Annotated in this window: 14 protein-coding genes and 1 pseudogene; 6 read left to right on the plus strand and 9 right to left on the minus strand. The window is 43.0% G+C overall.

Going from position 1 to position 14,938, the window contains the following annotated elements:
- Positions 1–153: 153 nt before the first annotated feature.
- From OQJ86_RS24835 to OQJ86_RS24845, 3 genes are read right to left on the minus strand one after another with little or no spacing between them, the layout of a single operon-like run.
- Entirely contained in the window at positions 154–558 is a 405-nt protein-coding gene (locus tag OQJ86_RS24835) for a hypothetical protein (RefSeq protein WP_038880213.1), read from the minus strand.
- Between the two features lie 10 nt (positions 559–568).
- Positions 569–1,660 (minus strand): sensor domain-containing diguanylate cyclase, encoded by a 1,092-nt coding sequence (locus OQJ86_RS24840; protein ID WP_038869750.1) that lies wholly within the window; start codon positions 1,658–1,660, stop codon positions 569–571.
- 2 nt (positions 1,661–1,662) lie between these two features.
- Positions 1,663–2,124 carry an oxidoreductase gene (locus OQJ86_RS24845; RefSeq protein ID WP_038869748.1) on the minus strand — a complete coding sequence of 154 codons (462 nt, stop codon included), beginning with the start codon at positions 2,122–2,124 and terminating at the stop codon, positions 1,663–1,665.
- Positions 2,125–2,399: 275 nt separating this feature from the next.
- On the opposite strand from OQJ86_RS24845, the gene OQJ86_RS24850 reads away from it, so the two are divergent.
- Positions 2,400–2,771 carry a DUF805 domain-containing protein gene (locus tag OQJ86_RS24850; protein WP_038869746.1) on the plus strand — a complete coding sequence of 124 codons (372 nt, stop codon included), beginning with the start codon at positions 2,400–2,402 and terminating at the stop codon, positions 2,769–2,771.
- Positions 2,772–2,790: 19 nt separating this feature from the next.
- On the opposite strand, the gene OQJ86_RS24855 is transcribed toward OQJ86_RS24850, so the two are convergent.
- The 3 genes from OQJ86_RS24855 to OQJ86_RS24865 form a co-directional block, all read right to left on the minus strand.
- Complete coding sequence (locus OQJ86_RS24855) at positions 2,791–3,981, minus strand: BamA/TamA family outer membrane protein (protein ID WP_265991803.1); 1,191 nt, start codon at positions 3,979–3,981, stop codon at positions 2,791–2,793.
- 196 nt (positions 3,982–4,177) lie between these two features.
- A complete protein-coding gene (fghA, locus tag OQJ86_RS24860) occupies positions 4,178–5,017 on the minus strand; it encodes an S-formylglutathione hydrolase (protein WP_038880216.1) in 840 nt (279 codons plus the stop codon).
- A gap of 186 nt (positions 5,018–5,203) precedes the next feature.
- Complete coding sequence (locus tag OQJ86_RS24865) at positions 5,204–6,352, minus strand: S-(hydroxymethyl)glutathione dehydrogenase/class III alcohol dehydrogenase (protein ID WP_005428461.1); 1,149 nt, start codon at positions 6,350–6,352, stop codon at positions 5,204–5,206.
- Positions 6,353–6,639: 287 nt separating this feature from the next.
- Here OQJ86_RS24865 and OQJ86_RS24870 point away from each other — a divergent pair, with 287 nt between their 5' ends.
- The 4 genes from OQJ86_RS24870 (at position 6,640) to OQJ86_RS24885 (ending at position 11,417) form a co-directional block, all read left to right on the plus strand.
- Positions 6,640–7,446, plus strand: coding sequence for an arylamine N-acetyltransferase family protein (locus OQJ86_RS24870; RefSeq protein WP_265991807.1), 807 nt, complete (start codon positions 6,640–6,642; stop codon positions 7,444–7,446).
- 240 nt (positions 7,447–7,686) lie between these two features.
- The gene (locus OQJ86_RS24875) at positions 7,687–9,843 is read left to right on the plus strand and encodes a metallophosphoesterase (RefSeq protein WP_265991809.1); all 2,157 of its coding nucleotides are present in this window, start codon (positions 7,687–7,689) and stop codon (positions 9,841–9,843) included.
- 122 nt (positions 9,844–9,965) lie between these two features.
- Positions 9,966–10,478, plus strand: coding sequence for a GNAT family N-acetyltransferase (locus tag OQJ86_RS24880; RefSeq protein ID WP_265991811.1), 513 nt, complete (start codon positions 9,966–9,968; stop codon positions 10,476–10,478).
- A gap of 69 nt (positions 10,479–10,547) precedes the next feature.
- Positions 10,548–11,417, plus strand: a complete 870-nt coding sequence (locus tag OQJ86_RS24885) for a LysR family transcriptional regulator (RefSeq protein ID WP_265991813.1) — start codon at positions 10,548–10,550, stop codon at positions 11,415–11,417.
- A gap of 75 nt (positions 11,418–11,492) precedes the next feature.
- Here OQJ86_RS24885 and OQJ86_RS24890 read toward each other — a convergent pair whose 3' ends face one another.
- Together OQJ86_RS24890 and msrB are read right to left on the minus strand one after the other, a co-directional pair.
- Entirely contained in the window at positions 11,493–12,845 is a 1,353-nt protein-coding gene (locus tag OQJ86_RS24890) for an FG-GAP repeat domain-containing protein (RefSeq protein ID WP_265991815.1), read from the minus strand.
- A 236-nt stretch (positions 12,846–13,081) separates the two neighbouring features.
- Positions 13,082–13,525: a peptide-methionine (R)-S-oxide reductase MsrB gene (gene msrB / locus OQJ86_RS24895; protein WP_265991817.1), complete on the minus strand. Its 444-nt coding sequence runs from the start codon at positions 13,523–13,525 to the stop codon at positions 13,082–13,084.
- A gap of 170 nt (positions 13,526–13,695) precedes the next feature.
- Between msrB and OQJ86_RS24900 the strand changes: the two are divergent.
- Positions 13,696–13,794 (plus strand): annotated as a pseudogene (locus OQJ86_RS24900) (LysR family transcriptional regulator); the annotation flags it as partial.
- 71 nt (positions 13,795–13,865) lie between these two features.
- Here OQJ86_RS24900 and OQJ86_RS24905 read toward each other — a convergent pair.
- Positions 13,866–14,696: a hypothetical protein gene (locus tag OQJ86_RS24905; RefSeq protein WP_265991819.1), complete on the minus strand. Its 831-nt coding sequence runs from the start codon at positions 14,694–14,696 to the stop codon at positions 13,866–13,868.
- Positions 14,697–14,938 lie beyond the last annotated feature (242 nt).

Raw genomic sequence — 14,938 nt, forward strand, 5'->3', positions numbered from 1 at the left:
TATGGTTCACCTCGTTCTGAGAGCCTACTCTAAGCGTAGGGCTTGAGAGTGAGGCGGACCATATAATTAGCCCCGCTACGTAATGAGCGGGGCTTTTGTTTATCTCAAGTTAAGTATCTGCAGCTAAGTAGCTGAAGCTAAGTATGCGTCTGCTTAGCGGACGTATTTCGCTGTCGCGCTGACAAACCAATGTTGCAACTTGCCATCTGGGTTCTCTACCCACAGGTCGTTATGGTAGCGGTAGATGCGACCATTCACGGTGAGGGTTAGCGTGTTATCACCGGTTTGCTCCATGCGAATAAACTGATCAGAAGTCACCAAAAACGGCTCCAAATCATCCGTGCTTGCGCCTTTGTACACCACGAAGTAACCAAACATATTGCCGGCATCTGGGTCTGTCGAATGAATGCGATGGCCAACCAGTGTGTAGTTGTCGTTGAGCGCTTCTTCGAGGGTTTGTGCACCTACGGTTTCGTGAGAAGGGATAAATACCCAAGCCAGTACACCTATCGCGATCACTAGCAGTAATAGTACTGCTCGCATGAAGTTTTTCATCATGGTTATCCGTTTAACGTTGGAATTTCATTTTGTACATGCGCTTATCCGCTAAATTGATCAGGAAGTCAATGTTGTCTGCGTCTTGCGGGTAGCTAGCGACCCCCAAACTTGTCGATAGGCCATTGGCTTGCTCAGAGGAGAGAATCGGCTTTTCAAACACCACATTGATATGGTGCGTGACTTCATCGATTTTCGTTTGATCAATAGAGTCGACGATCACGGCAAATTCGTCGCCGCCCATGCGGTACACGGCAAAGTCATCCAGCGCCATTTGGCTTAGACGAGTTGCGATTTCTATGAGCGCAATATCGCCAGCTTGATGGCCTAAGGTGTCATTGATGTCCTTAAAGCCGTTTAAATCGAGCAGCATGAGTGAGAAAGGCGAGTTGGTTTCTTCCTTTCGGTGTAAATCAATAAACAGCGCGCTTCGGTTAGCAAGCTTGGTGAGCGGATCGCTCAATGCCATTTTTTTGTGGAACTTGGACTCACGTTTATAAAAATACGTCAGCAGTGCCACGGTTAGGACAAAGATACCGAGCAATACGTATTGCGCTTGCAGCAAGTTATACGCTTTCTCTTGTTGATGTTTGTAGAGGGGACTGGCAACACGAAAATGCAGAGTGACGTAATCGATCATTTGCATGTAGAGGTTTTGAGTTTCACGATAAAACTGACTCGCGGCGACGCTACTGCCCGTTTTCGCTTCTACTAATATTGGTTCGAGTTGTTGGAATTGGTCAAACAGAGAAAGAAAATAAACTCGAACCTCTTCTCGTGAGAGAAAAGAATCGGCTTCTTTATTGTTAATCAGCAAATCAAAACGGCTCCACGCTAGCTCGTATTGCAGCTCAGCGGAATCGATGTTCATCACGCTTTCGTTCAAGCGTCGAGCTTCCCCTACCAGTTCAGATAATTCTTTCGAAAGATGGAACAAGAACCAAGTGGCTTGGTTTTGTTGATCCGAATAGGTTTTAGTGAGCGCTCGAGTTTCTTGCAGTAGTAGTACGTTTGCGAACAACAGTGTGGATGCAAATATCAGTAGGAGTAACTTGCTCTTGGTTGAAAATGGCCCCTGATGAGGGGGATTGGGCTTTGCTTTCATTGTTATTCTTCTTTCGCGCTGATCCTGTTTATTTGCCATACCATTTGCGAGTGGTATAGGGCGACATCAATTTCCGGATATTCATCCATTGAGTAGATCAGCCAGTATGGGCCTTTATTTCTTACTTTAATGTAATGATGGTTTTGCTTATACGCCACGATCGGTTGATAGCGCAGGATGTCTTCGCGCGAGAGGTTTGAATGGTAGTCATTAAGTGCACGAACTTCGACACGCTCAGGTACTTTGCCAAAGGCATGTTGTAGGAGGGTGCTAAGTTTTACACCGTCAAATTCTGCTGGGCTGTCTAGCCAAGGAAGTTGTGTGGTGTAAGTGGTTTGAGGCAAGGACTCTAAGTCTTTTAGTGCCACAACGACATTGGGTTTCTCAGGACTGCTAAACTGTATTGTGTTTGCAAAAAGTATTGGTGCAAACAAAAGCAAAGCGAGTGCTAGTGTTTTTCTCATCTTGTGCCCTTTGATTTTTATTGCCGGCATTGCAACTAGAGCGAACATCGCCAGTTAAAATCTCGGTCATATATTTATTAATAATAGAGCCAACCTGATGGTTTTATATAATACGTTATGGGTGAAAAGTAACCGTTGGTGGAATATACGTCAAGGTTAATGAGAGAGTTAAAAATAGAACTATTGGATGAATATATCATTTCGTTCATTTTATGTGCAACTTGCACCACGTTGTCTAACTTTCGCGACACATTCAACTCAATCGGAGAAGCGATATGTTTGATTGGTATTACAAGGTTATCCTCAATTACACCAACTTTAGTGGTCGAGCAAGACGCCAAGAGTATTGGTACTTTACGTTGGTGAATGTGTTGGTCAATTTAGTCATGGCTATCATCGATAGGGTGATTGGTAGCCTGATGCAAATGGATAATTTTGGTTTTTTCGGTGTGATTTATGCGCTGTTTATTATGATACCGTCGATAGCGGTCACCGTGCGTCGCTTACATGATTCAGGACGCTCAGGTTGGTGGGCTCTTATCGCCTTTGTTCCAATTATAGGTATTTTGGTGCTGTTGTACTTCTTGATTCAAGACAGTGAAGAAGGCTCGAACCAATACGGTGCGAACCCTAAGTATCAATCATGATGATGAGAACCGAGTGGGTTCACATGCCTGAGCCCACTTGGAAATAAACCGCACTGTCCTCATCGCTGAAGGCAAAGTCCATACCTGCTTGTAACCCATAACGACGAGCGATGAGGTAACGAAAGCCGACGCCATAAGCGTATTCGGCATCATTTTCGAATAACGACTCATTTGTTGATGCGTAACCAAAACCGCCAAAGATATTGGTCGACCAGCGGGTATTCCATTGGTAAGTCAGTTGAGATTCTACTGATAAGGTTTCGTCACCTTGATAGCGATTTCTCGCCACGCCACGCAGTTCAATGTCTGGGTAAGACGCTGGTGGTAAAAAGCGTTCGTCAGTGTAGAGTGCCTTGTATTGTCCACGCAGTGCCAACGACCAGTCGTCTGCCAGTTCCCAATAATTAATCCCCTCTACATCCAACTGCTCGTATTCGTAATCACTGCCAATGGCGTCGTTGTACCAAAGGTACTCCGCTTTGTAGTTGTAGCCCTCGGTTGGACTAAAGAAGTTGTTTCGGCTGTCCCATTCCACTGTTAAGCCCAATCCAGAAGTGGTGGGTGAGGTATTGGTCAAGGTTTGCAGCAGCTTATCTGCAACAGGGGAGTTAGTGATTTTTTGGTCGGTGACGAAATAGAGTTGTTTCACCCCGATAAACAACGGGGCATCAATAATGCGGTATTGAAGATGGTTGAGCATGCCGCCGCCAGTTATCTCGAAATCTAACCCCTTACCATTAAATACGTTATCTAGCCCAGGTAAGGAGGATTGTGGATAGAAGGTCATATTAAAGTCGCCATATCCGACGCCACCAAGGTAACGAACCGTGTCTTGCGCCCAGGTCCGGCGGTGACCAAGAAAGCCCATCCAAGTGCCGTTTTCAGTCGCGAACCCACCTACCGCGGTGATTGCAGGTGTTAACAGTTGAGCGCCTCCATCGAGAGACGTTTCGGCTAACTCACGTCTTTTCTCTCGTTGCTCATCGGATTCATGCAAGAACACGCCAGTAAAGCCCAAACCGTAGCCAACGGCAGGCTCAGTAATCACAATCGGAACAGGTAGAAAGCCATAGGCGTTTTCAGCAAGGTATTCGCCCATATCTAATTGCCCATCGATGGGATCGAAGAAGCTTATTGCCTCGGCAATAGGAGAGGTTGCTAACAACCCGAAGCAAGTCGAGGTTAACAGGGCTGACGTTGGTTTTTTCATACAGTGTTAGCGATAATTGAATGATGTTCAATTACAAGTTAGACGTCATTTCGGCAAATTGCAATGGGGGCTGTGTAAAGGGGAGGTGAGTGTTTTTAGAACACAAAAAGCCACCCAATGAATGAGTGGCTTTGTATAGGACAAGATATTAAACCGTTTGGTTTTTCATCGCTTTTTGTTTTATCACCAGCAAGTACTACGCAAATAAGTGCTTCGCATGGAAGTTTAAGTGCTCAGCAATAAAGCTCGAAATAAAGAAGTAGCTGTGGTCGTAACCTGATTGCATTCGCAATTCAACTTCAGAATCATGAGCTTTTGCTGCCGCCAGTAACGCATCTGGTTTCAATTGCTCAGCAAGGAAGTTATCTGCATCACCTTGGTCGACTAAAATCGGCAATGGGGATTTGTTTTGCTTAAGTAATTCGCTCGCATCGTATTGTTTCCAACTCTCAATATCCGTGCCTAGGTAAGCGGTAAACGCTTTTTGGCCCCAAGGACATTGCATTGGGTTACTGATTGGGCTGAACGCTGAAATTGAGCGGTATTGGCTCGCGTTTTTCAAACCAATCGTGATTGCACCGTGACCACCCATGCTGTGACCGGAAATCGACTTCACATCTGAAACAGGGAAGTTGCTTTCTATGATCGCAGGCAGCTCTTTGGTGATGTAATCGTACATATGGTAATGACGTGACCACGGTTCTTGCGTCGCGTTTAGGTAGAAACCTGCGCCTTTACCTAGGTCGTAATTTTCGTCGTCTGCCACGTCGTCACCGCGAGGGCTTGTATCTGGCGCCACAATCGCGATACCCAACTCTGCTGCCATTTGAAATGCACCGGCTTTCTGCATGAAATTCTCGTCGGTACAAGTCAGGCCAGATAACCAGTAAACCACTGGAACTGGGTTTGATTTTGTTGCATTGGGAGGCAAGAAAATCGCAAAGCGCATGTTGCAATTGAGTGTGCGAGATTCGTGCGTGTACTGTTTATGCCAACCACCGAATACTTTGGCTTGGCTTAGGCTTTCAATGGTCATGGATAATCTCTCGATAAAACAATGTTTATTTAAAAACAGTGAGTATTTAAAACAATGATTTTCTAACGGCGGACAAGACCGTTAAGACAGTGGATGGCTCTCTTCCCGAGGAAAACGTGTCCAGAGAGAAGAGAGCTTATTTCAAATTTTCAAATATCAATCACATTACGTGAGTTGTATCTTGGATTATTTATCCATGTGAAGAACAGTACGGATAGATTCACCTTTGTGCATCAATTCGAATGCTTCGTTCACGTCTTGTAGGCCCATAGTGTGCGTGATGAATTCTTGTAGACCGAATTCGCCAGCCATGTAACGGTTTACGATTTCTGGAAGCTCAGAACGGCCTTTAACACCACCGAAAGCAGAGCCACGCCATACTCGACCAGTTACTAGTTGGAATGGACGAGTTGAGATCTCTTGACCTGCGCCCGCAACGCCGATGATTACCGACTCACCCCAACCTTTGTGACAACACTCAAGAGCTTGACGCATCACGTTTACGTTACCGATACATTCGAATGAGTAGTCAACACCACCGTCTGTCATCTCAACGATAACGTCTTGGATTGGTTTGTCGAATTTCATTGGGTTGATGCAATCAGTTGCGCCAAGTTGTTTTGCTAGCTCGAACTTGCTTTCGTTGATGTCGACACCGATGATTTTGCTTGCACCAGCCATACGTGCACCGATGATTGCAGAAAGACCGATACCGCCAAGACCGAATACAGCAACAGTGTCGCCTTTTTCAACTTTAGCTGTGTTAAGTACCGCACCCATACCAGTGGTTACGCCACAACCTAGAAGACAAACTTCTTCAAGTGGCGCTTCTTTGTTTACTTTCGCTAGTGAGATTTCTGGAAGTACAGTGTACTCAGAGAAAGTAGAACAACCCATGTAGTGGAAGATTGTCTCACCATTTACAGAGAAGCGGCTTGTGCCATCTGGCATTAGGCCTTTACCTTGTGTTTCACGTACTGCCTGACATAGGTTAGTTTTGCCAGATTTACAGAACTTACACTCACCACATTCAGCTGTGTAAAGTGGGATAACGTGGTCGCCAACTTCAACGCTTGTTACGCCTTCGCCAACCATCTCAACGATACCGCCACCTTCGTGGCCAAGGATTGAAGGGAAGATACCTTCTGGATCGTCACCTGATAGTGTGAATGCGTCAGTGTGACAAACACCAGTTGCTACGATACGAACAAGAACTTCGCCCGCTTTTGGAAGTTGTACATCAACTTCTTCCATTTTAAGTGGCTCACCTGCAGCCCATGCAACCATTGCTTTTGATTTAATGTGAGTTTGACCTGGTTTGATTTCAAGTGCCATTGGATGTTTCCTTTATATTCTCAGTATGTAGAGTGACGTCATAAGCGTAGTTGAGAGTTTCTCTCTACGCTGCGTCGTTTTGTTGGTGCCCATTTTAGGTGTTTCACGAAAAATGATAATCCGGTTAAATTGAAAATGATTTTTACGTAAATGTAATAATGGGCGATTGGAACCGTTATTTATGCAAGCAAATAAGTAGCAGAAAAATCGCATTGTCGTTTGACCTCAACTACGGTTGAGGTTTTATTGTGTCGCCCATTGCGAAGAAACAGCGAGTTAGGATCACAATGAACAACACAGATTTACAGGTTTACTTAGATAGAATAGGTGTTGCACAAGCCTTAGACATCAGCATTAATTTATTGTTCAAGTTGCATATCAATCAACAGCGAAAATTTCCATTTGAAAACTTTGATATTGCATTGGGGAGAGGCGTATCTATCTCTGAGCGAGACATTATCGACAAGCTGGTCTATCACAACCGTGGGGGATATTGCTTTGAATTGAATGGATTGCTTTTAAGAGTACTGCAAAAGGTGGGGTTTGATGCTAGACCGCTTTTAGGTCGCGTGCACTTATCCGGTGCGCCCTCAGGTAGAACGCATCAGTTTACTTTGGTCACAATGGGCGATGAAAAATGGATTGTCGATGCTGGCTTTGGCTCGAATACGCCGAGAGCACCATTGCCATTCGTACTTAACCAAGCTATTCATACCGATATTCAAACATTCCGCTTTATTGAAGACGAGCGCGTTGGCTATATGTTGCAAGTTCAATCATATGACAATGAAAACCAGTGGCTTGATATGTATAGCTTGGATTTTGAACATGTGTTTGATGGCGACATTGTTTGCGGTAATCACTTTGCTTCTACGTCACCCACGTCGCGCTTTACGTCTAGTCGCGTAGCCACGCTGCCTACGGAATCGGGGATCATCACACTGGCAAATCATACGTTAAAGTATCGAGAAAATGACAAAGTGGTCGAGGTAGAGCTTAACGGAGGCCCTGAGTATCTATCGGCATTAAAAGCGCATTTTGGTATTGAGCTAGATGCCGAGTACCAAGACTTAAAACCGTTACCTCAGCTATAACGATTCTGAATGACTGAGCCATTGATGTTTAGTTGGAAGTATAGTGAACATCAATGGTTTAAATCAGTCTATGATACGTCGATTATTGGTTTAAGTTATTGATTAAAAAGAGTGTGAACGAGAGTCACAAATTCTATTTAGTTACGATAAGTTGTAAGAAAGTCGCAACTTAATTGTCATTTTTTCCACCTAAGCTCCTCGCCCGATTTCAAATTATTACTCTTTATCGGGATGGGAAAAATGAAACGCAGTACATTGACCGTACTCTCCGGTCTGATTGCAGCTACTCTAGTTGGTTGTAATTCAGACTCTTCAAGCAGTGATACACCAGAGCTCGAAGCGCCAGTTCAAGTGGCGTTTATGCCAGACATCCACTTCCACGATGTATATGGTGACTTCCAAGACGGCTCTTTCCAAGGTCTCTACACCAATGTCAGCGGTAAATATGCGACGATTCGTACCATGCAGTCGCAGATGGAATCGACGCGGTTGTTTAACGAAAACTATTTCGCGATGATCGCTGCACTGGATGACGTGGTAGAGCGCGGAATTAAATATGTTGCGCTACCAGGGGATTTCAGTGATGACGGCCAACCTGTGCACATGCGTGGGTTAGTGAAAATCTTTGACCATTATCGTGAGACTTATGGTCTTGAGTTTTTTGCTGCACCGGGCAACCATGATCCCAACAAACCTTTTACCGTGGCAGCGGGAAAATCTGATTACCTTGGTGAGGGCGGCAAGAAACAACGCATCTTTAGCCGAGGTAAGGATGAGTGTGTTGATTACGAAGGCGAGTGGGGGATCATTCCCGGTGAAGGCGACAATTTAGACACCATCTGTACGGAAGAGGTACAAGAGTGGGGCTACAAAGAGATCATGGATATCCTTGGTACGCACGGTTTCTATCCTCAAGAAGATTATTTGTATTTCGAAACGCCCTACAGCAGTGAAGAAGCTCGTAACAACTATTCATATGAACTTGCCGCCGAAGAAGCCGCTTATGATAAGCGCATGTTTGAGATTTGCCACCAAGGGACGGGCGGTGAATACAAACAAGACGGTTACACCAACTGTGCGGTGGTGCCAGATACCAGCTACTTGGTAGAGCCAGTAAAAGGCTTGTGGTTGTTGGCGATCGATGCGAACGTCTACAAGCCAAAAGACACCTTGGTAGAAGATTCCATCAGCGGCGATGACTTCGATGGCTCCAGCAGTGCAGGCTACAACATGATGCTGACCCACAAACAGCACGTGATTGAGTGGATCAGTGAGGTCGTTAAAGCGGCAAAAGAGCAGAACAAAACACTTGTGTCGTTCAGCCATTTTCCAATGACGGATTTCTATAATGGTGCATCCGAAGACATTGAAGACTTGTTCGGAGAAGGAAGCCATCAGTTATCTCGTGAGCCAAATGACGATACCAGTAAAGCACTTGCAGCGACGGGGTTGAGCATTCACGTTGGTGGCCACATGCACTTTAACGATACGGGTAAAAAGAGTTACATGATCGATGGCGTTCAACACACGCTTTTCAACATTCAAGCCCCTTCTCTGGCGGGCTACATTCCAGCTTATAAGCTATTGAATATCCGTCCTGATCATCAAATCGAAGTGGAAACTGTCGTGATCGACAAAGTTGAAGGCTACAACGAGTTGTTTGAGCACTATGCACGTGAGCATGAACACCTGACTGAACAAGCAGGTGATGATGAAACTGCAAAGGCGAGCATTTGGAATAAAGAGATTCTTGAAGCTGAAAGCTATTATGCTCTGACTGATTGGCACATCCGAGAACTGACGCGTCTGCGCTTCCTACCAAGTGATTGGCCACTGGAAATGCGTGAAATGCTTTTGCACATGGATGGTGATGATATGTTGATCATGTCTCAGCTTTCTACTCAATTTACCGTGTGTCAGTTAGCGAAAGAGCTAGGGTACGACATCGTTAATTGTGATGAAAACGCGGTCGTAGATTATGAGCAATTCCAGAAAGATTGGCAGGCGGCGACGCAACAAGCTCAAGCGATTGCTCAACAGGGAGGCTTTAATTTTGATGACTTTGCTGCATGGAATGGTGAAGAGCTAGCAACAGATTTCTACCGCCTGCGTAATGCCGATGAACTGGCTTTCCGCGATATTGAAGAAGCACAGCTATTGCAATACGAGTTGTTAAGTCGAGAGCTGGCGGAGTTCGCGGGAACGGTCGATTCTGAACTTGGTGACTTAGGTGAATACTCGGTTGGTGAAGTCTTCCGATCCCGTTTTGGTAGCCTATTTGTGATCCTAGAGAAGTTTGCAACGGGACAAGCCAGTGACCACTTCTTGATTGATACTGAGCAGCAAACATTGACGGATTTAAAAGGCGAAGTGAAGCGAGATATTCTCAAACACTGATTTGCCTATATGCAATAAATGGAAAGCGCAGCTCAGTCTGCGCTTTCTTTATTTGCGCTATATCTCAGTAAGTTATTTGCCAAAAGTTTACCTTTAATTATGAAGAATAGATGAGGTAAATCATGCGCTTCGAATACTTATTAGATGATGACGTCACCCCCGCACTCGATGCCAAGCTAAGAACGTTACTCGCTACTTGTTTTACCAAAGAACAAGATAAAATCTTCCGAACTCAGCGCTATTTTCAAGAGATGCCACGCCATCGTTACCTTATTTGGGATGACACTCAACTTGCGGCTCATATTGCAGTACATGAAAAGCAGGTGATGATTGACGATCAATCTTTTCCGATCAGCGGCATTGCCGAAGTTTGCGTCCAACCAGAGTATCGCGGCAAAGGGTTAGTGAAAATGTTGCTCAAAGTGATTCATCAAGATGCACTCGAGAGAGGTGATGCTTTTTCTATGTTGTTTGGGCGAACACAGGTTTACCAATCGAGCGGATACCAACCTACCGACAATCTAAAGATGGAAGTAAAACCTCGCGAATGGATGAGCACAGAAGACACCATGGTGCTGTCCCTAAATATCATTTGGCCACAACAAGCGGTGCATTTAGTCGGCTATCCTTTTTAAACAGGTTTTCTCTGCATTTAACTTTGTGTGAGAATAAGCAATAGATAGAATTCCATAGGAACCACAACCATGGCGAATTGGGAAGGCGTGAGCGAGTTCGTTGCTGTCGCAGAAACCAACAGCTTCACTGGTGCAGCCAACAAGTTGAAAACATCGGTGGCGCAAATCAGCCGTCGTGTCTCTGCGCTTGAAGAACGTCTAGCCGTTAAATTGCTGCACCGCACTACGCGAAAAGTCTCACTGACAGAAGCGGGGCAGCTCTATTATCAGCAATGTAAACACCTTGTCGAAGGTCTAGAGTTGGCAGAGTTAGCGGTCACGCAAATGCAAGCAGAGCCGAAAGGTTTGCTCAAAGTAACCGCTCCTGTGACGTATGGTGAGATGAACTTAGCGCCGTTGCTACACCAGTTTATTGAGAAATATCCGCAGGTGAATCTGGATTTGAATCTGACCAACCAAAAGTTAGATTTGATTGAGCAAGGCGTCGATGTGGCGATTCGTCTTGGACGTTTGCAAGACTCCAGTTTGATTGCCAAGCGTTTGTCATCTCGACAGCTTTACGTGTGTGCTAGCCCTGCTTACTTAGATCGTTCGGGTGAACCGCATACCTTGTCTGAGCTGAGTCACCACCAATGTTTGGTCGGTACTGCTGATTACTGGCACTTTAAAGAGCAAAAACGTGAAAAGTCTTTACGCGTTTCTGGCCGAATTAAATGCAACAGTGGCTTTGCCTTGGTTGACGCGGCAAAACGTGGTTTAGGTTTGGTGCAATTGCCAGACTACTACGTGCAAGAAGCGTTAGATAACGGTGAACTGGTGGAAGTGTTAACCGATTACCGCGACGATCGTGAAGGTATTTGGGCGCTGTACCCACAAAACCGAAATCTGTCGCCAAAAGTGCGCTTACTGATTGATTTCTTGGCTGAAAATATGACGTAACTGGTTTATTAAGAAACTTAATGATTAAATCCCCCCTGACAATAGCCTCTATCATCAGGGGAAATTAATTATTAGTTAATAGCCTTTGTTCTCAAAAATGCGGAGAGGTCCCTTTAAGTTTGCTATAACAAGGTCATTAAAGCCATTTCCTGTTAAATCAACACTTACCACGCGGTATCCGAAGTAAGGGTTAGATATATTTAACTCTTTCGAAAAGGATTGTGAGTAACTTCCTTCTTTATCTTGAAGAAATAAAGAGCCCTTTGAGGGGAAATGCTCATGAAGATTCAGAGGGAAGTGAGTGTAATTTTCTGTAACATACAAATCTTTATAGTCTACTTCTTCACCTGATATATTAATGAATGCTGCATCCCATCCGAATTTTTTTAGTTTTAATCCATGTGATTTTGTTGCATCATAAAAGTCAAAGTTACCTTTGTTTCTAAATAGACGATACTCCCTATCAATTTTCTGATCTTTGTTTAAGTCTCCTCTTAAAAATAAACTAGGTATACTCTTCCCTACGTTTGTAAATAAAATATCTTTGTAACCAGAACCGTTAAGATCAGCTGTGGCTACTCCCATCCAAAAGCCATACCCCTCTGTTAGGGTATGCTCTTTGAATGTACCATCCTTTTTATTTTCATAAATTTTTATTTGGGAAGTATTCAATGCAGGAATAAGATCAGGATAACCATTATTATTAAGGTCAACAAACTTTGCCATGAAAGTGTTTTGATGTATTCCTAAACCTGAATCTTTACTGTTGTCTGAAAATTTGCCTCTACCATTATTTTTTAGAAAAACGTTATCTACTCTTTCTTTAAAATCATTAAAGTTTGCAGTAGTTAGTAAGTTTTTCTTTATAAAAGTACTGATATACATATCTAAACTTCCATGATTTTGAGTATCTGAAAGTTCAATATCTAAAGGAGTTGAGTTTTCTGGAAGTTTTACATCTAACTTTTTACCTTCAAACTTTGATTGTAGATCCTTTCTTGAATAAATATATACGCCATTTTCTTGTGCAATAATTATGTCATTCATCCCGTCTCCGGAGATATCACCAACAGCTAAGCCATACTTAGCTTGACTAATATCACCTTCTAGGCCTAGTTCTTGGGCAATATCTCTGACTTCTTTTGTAATAGAGTCATATAAGTATATAGCATTGCTCTGCCCCTTACCTCCGGTAACCATAACAGCAGATCTACCATCTTCATAGGGTTGAAAAGATATCAAATCTAGTACTTCGTGATCATTTTCTAAATCTGCTATCTCATGAGTAAAGGTATTATTTAATTCAGAAAAAACAGGTAACGATCTTTCTTTTTTTATTTTTTCAAATTTCATTTCATTATCTCCATATGAACATCCATTCAATAAAATAGCTACGATTGTAGCTTGTAGTAATATTGATTTTCTCACGGTTAATATTCCTTCAATTTGAACTTTTGATGGTTTATGATTAACTAATCAATTTATATTGACTTTTCTATATTAGTTTCTTCTTTAAATCCAAAGAGATGAGCAATGTTGAAGAGGGAAGTTACAAAAACGAAATTAAACTAACAGTTGATGAAATAAAACATGGTGTGGAACGTTCTGGAAATACCTCCGTAAATCCAGAATGAACTAATGCACTTAGGTTGATATTTATATGATCAGGTTTTTAGTTTTAAAGCGACCGAATTCATGCAGTATCTCAGATTACTAGGTTGGGGGCCATCTGGGAAAACGTGTCCAAGGTGAGCTTCACAGTCGCTACATTTTGCTTCAATGCGACACATTCCATGCTTATTATCTAAATGATAGCTAATTGCGTTCTTCCTAATAGGTTGAGTGAATGATGGCCAACCTGTACCTGAATCGAACTTCATCCGTGCATCAAAAAGTATGTTGCCACAACAGACACAGCTGTAAATTCCTGGCTCGAAAAGGTGGCACGATCCAGAACTAAAAGGTCGCTCAGTACCTTCTTTTCTTGTCACTCTAAATTCTTCGTTAGTGAGTTGTAATTTCCATTCATGGTCAGTTTTTCTAACAATATTATCAGGCTCAAGATTCCCATTTTTAGCTAAATAAATCACATCTTGCCAATTAAGCATATATGTCTCCACGGTCCATTAGTTTTTCATATAGTAAGAAACTAGGATGGTGGAAAATATTTCACATATTTATTTAATAATTTTTTTTGGAGAGCGACCTCCCATGTAAGGAAGGTTTTTAAACTGATTATAAGGCAGCAATAATATTGAAAAATTTTACCGATTACTGAGACGATCGTGAAGGTATTTGGGCACTGTACCCACAAAACCGAAACCTTTCGCCAAAAGTACGTTTACTGATTGATTTCTTGGCTGAAAACATGAGCTAAGAAAGGTGTCCCCAGCACTTTGCTTATCAGGGGTTATTGATTCGCAAAGGCGGGGACTTGCAGGATGCTGCTTAGTTATTAAAGATGTCGTTCAATTTGTAAAACACGTTCGGCTGGTAGTACTTGAAGTGTGCTGTCAATTGACCTTCTTTTATCTCAGAAAAAGTACTTTCGACGCCATACGTAAGTTGCTCACTCATCCTTAGGAAATCGAGAGGCATATCTTTATCTTCAGCACTATTCATCACGACGGCTTGGTGACGAGTTTGGGCGTGAATATGATCAAAGCTATGCGCTTTGTGTTTTTCCCAGTAAATATTTTCGCGGTAATAAGTTACGAGGGAGAAGCCTTCTACATCGATAACTCTTTGTGTAATAGCTGTTCTGTGTTTTAAATCAATACCAACGCGACTAATATTTAAAAGTTCGTTATTAAATATCAGAGTAATATCTGCGGTTTGACTACTAGTATCGGTCTTTTCTTGATAATAAACGGAAAATGTTTCATCAGATTCAGACCAGCGACATTCCATCTCATAGTGAAAACCAGATATTTCATTCAAATGATAGTCTGATTCACAAAGGTCATGTATCTGGTCATAAGTTTTCTGAAAATGGTCGGCGACAGCTTGATACATCGGAACTACAGGTTCAATAGGATTAACAGGTTCTCCGGGTTCTATGGGGTGAACGGGTGTTTCTGGCTCAATGGGATGCACAGGATGTCCAGGTTCAATCGGATGAACAGGCTCACCCGGCTCTATAGGGTGAACTGGGGGCGCGGGTTCGATTGGCTGAACAGGTTTTATTCCTGAATCAATGCCGTTGTCACCATTTGTGTCTGAGGAATTACAAGCAGCCAAAAGTGGCAAGATACTCGCAAGCAAAAGAGTTTTCTTCATATTTCTACCTAGTCATTATAATTTCGTTTTGATGAAAATAAGAACACTCAATTACTATTCCATTATTCTCTTTATTATATTTTTATTTAAAGAGAAGAGTGATTCCTGACATTAAGGTTAATGCCTTTCCTAATATTATTTAAGCCAACTGACGTTTGGATATAAAGGCTTTGTTGCTTAAATCGATGGAACTAAATCTAGAAGCTACGATCTGATCGGCTACACCCATCAATCGTCGTAGC

It is taken from the genome of Vibrio sp. Sgm 5, from assembly GCF_026241575.1.
GTDB lineage: Bacteria > Pseudomonadota > Gammaproteobacteria > Enterobacterales > Vibrionaceae > Vibrio > Vibrio jasicida.

Excerpts from the sequence above, each read along its gene's own strand:
- OQJ86_RS24905 (WP_265991819.1), bottom strand. The coding sequence starts at position 14,696 with ATGAAGAAAACTCTTTTGCTTGCGAGTATCTTGCCACTTTTGGCTGCT.
- msrB (WP_265991817.1), bottom strand. The coding sequence starts at position 13,525 with ATGCTTAATTGGCAAGATGTGATTTATTTAGCTAAAAATGGGAATCTT.
- OQJ86_RS24875 (WP_265991809.1), top strand. The coding sequence starts at position 7,687 with ATGAAACGCAGTACATTGACCGTACTCTCCGGTCTGATTGCAGCTACT.
- fghA (WP_038880216.1), bottom strand. The coding sequence starts at position 5,017 with ATGACCATTGAAAGCCTAAGCCAAGCCAAAGTATTCGGTGGTTGGCAT.
- OQJ86_RS24840 (WP_038869750.1), bottom strand. The coding sequence starts at position 1,660 with ATGAAAGCAAAGCCCAATCCCCCTCATCAGGGGCCATTTTCAACCAAG.
- OQJ86_RS24870 (WP_265991807.1), top strand. The coding sequence starts at position 6,640 with ATGAACAACACAGATTTACAGGTTTACTTAGATAGAATAGGTGTTGCA.
- OQJ86_RS24850 (WP_038869746.1), top strand. The coding sequence starts at position 2,400 with ATGTTTGATTGGTATTACAAGGTTATCCTCAATTACACCAACTTTAGT.
- OQJ86_RS24855 (WP_265991803.1), bottom strand. The coding sequence starts at position 3,981 with ATGAAAAAACCAACGTCAGCCCTGTTAACCTCGACTTGCTTCGGGTTG.
- OQJ86_RS24845 (WP_038869748.1), bottom strand. The coding sequence starts at position 2,124 with ATGAGAAAAACACTAGCACTCGCTTTGCTTTTGTTTGCACCAATACTT.
- OQJ86_RS24865 (WP_005428461.1), bottom strand. The coding sequence starts at position 6,352 with ATGGCACTTGAAATCAAACCAGGTCAAACTCACATTAAATCAAAAGCA.
- OQJ86_RS24885 (WP_265991813.1), top strand. The coding sequence starts at position 10,548 with ATGGCGAATTGGGAAGGCGTGAGCGAGTTCGTTGCTGTCGCAGAAACC.
- OQJ86_RS24880 (WP_265991811.1), top strand. The coding sequence starts at position 9,966 with ATGCGCTTCGAATACTTATTAGATGATGACGTCACCCCCGCACTCGAT.
- OQJ86_RS24835 (WP_038880213.1), bottom strand. The coding sequence starts at position 558 with ATGATGAAAAACTTCATGCGAGCAGTACTATTACTGCTAGTGATCGCG.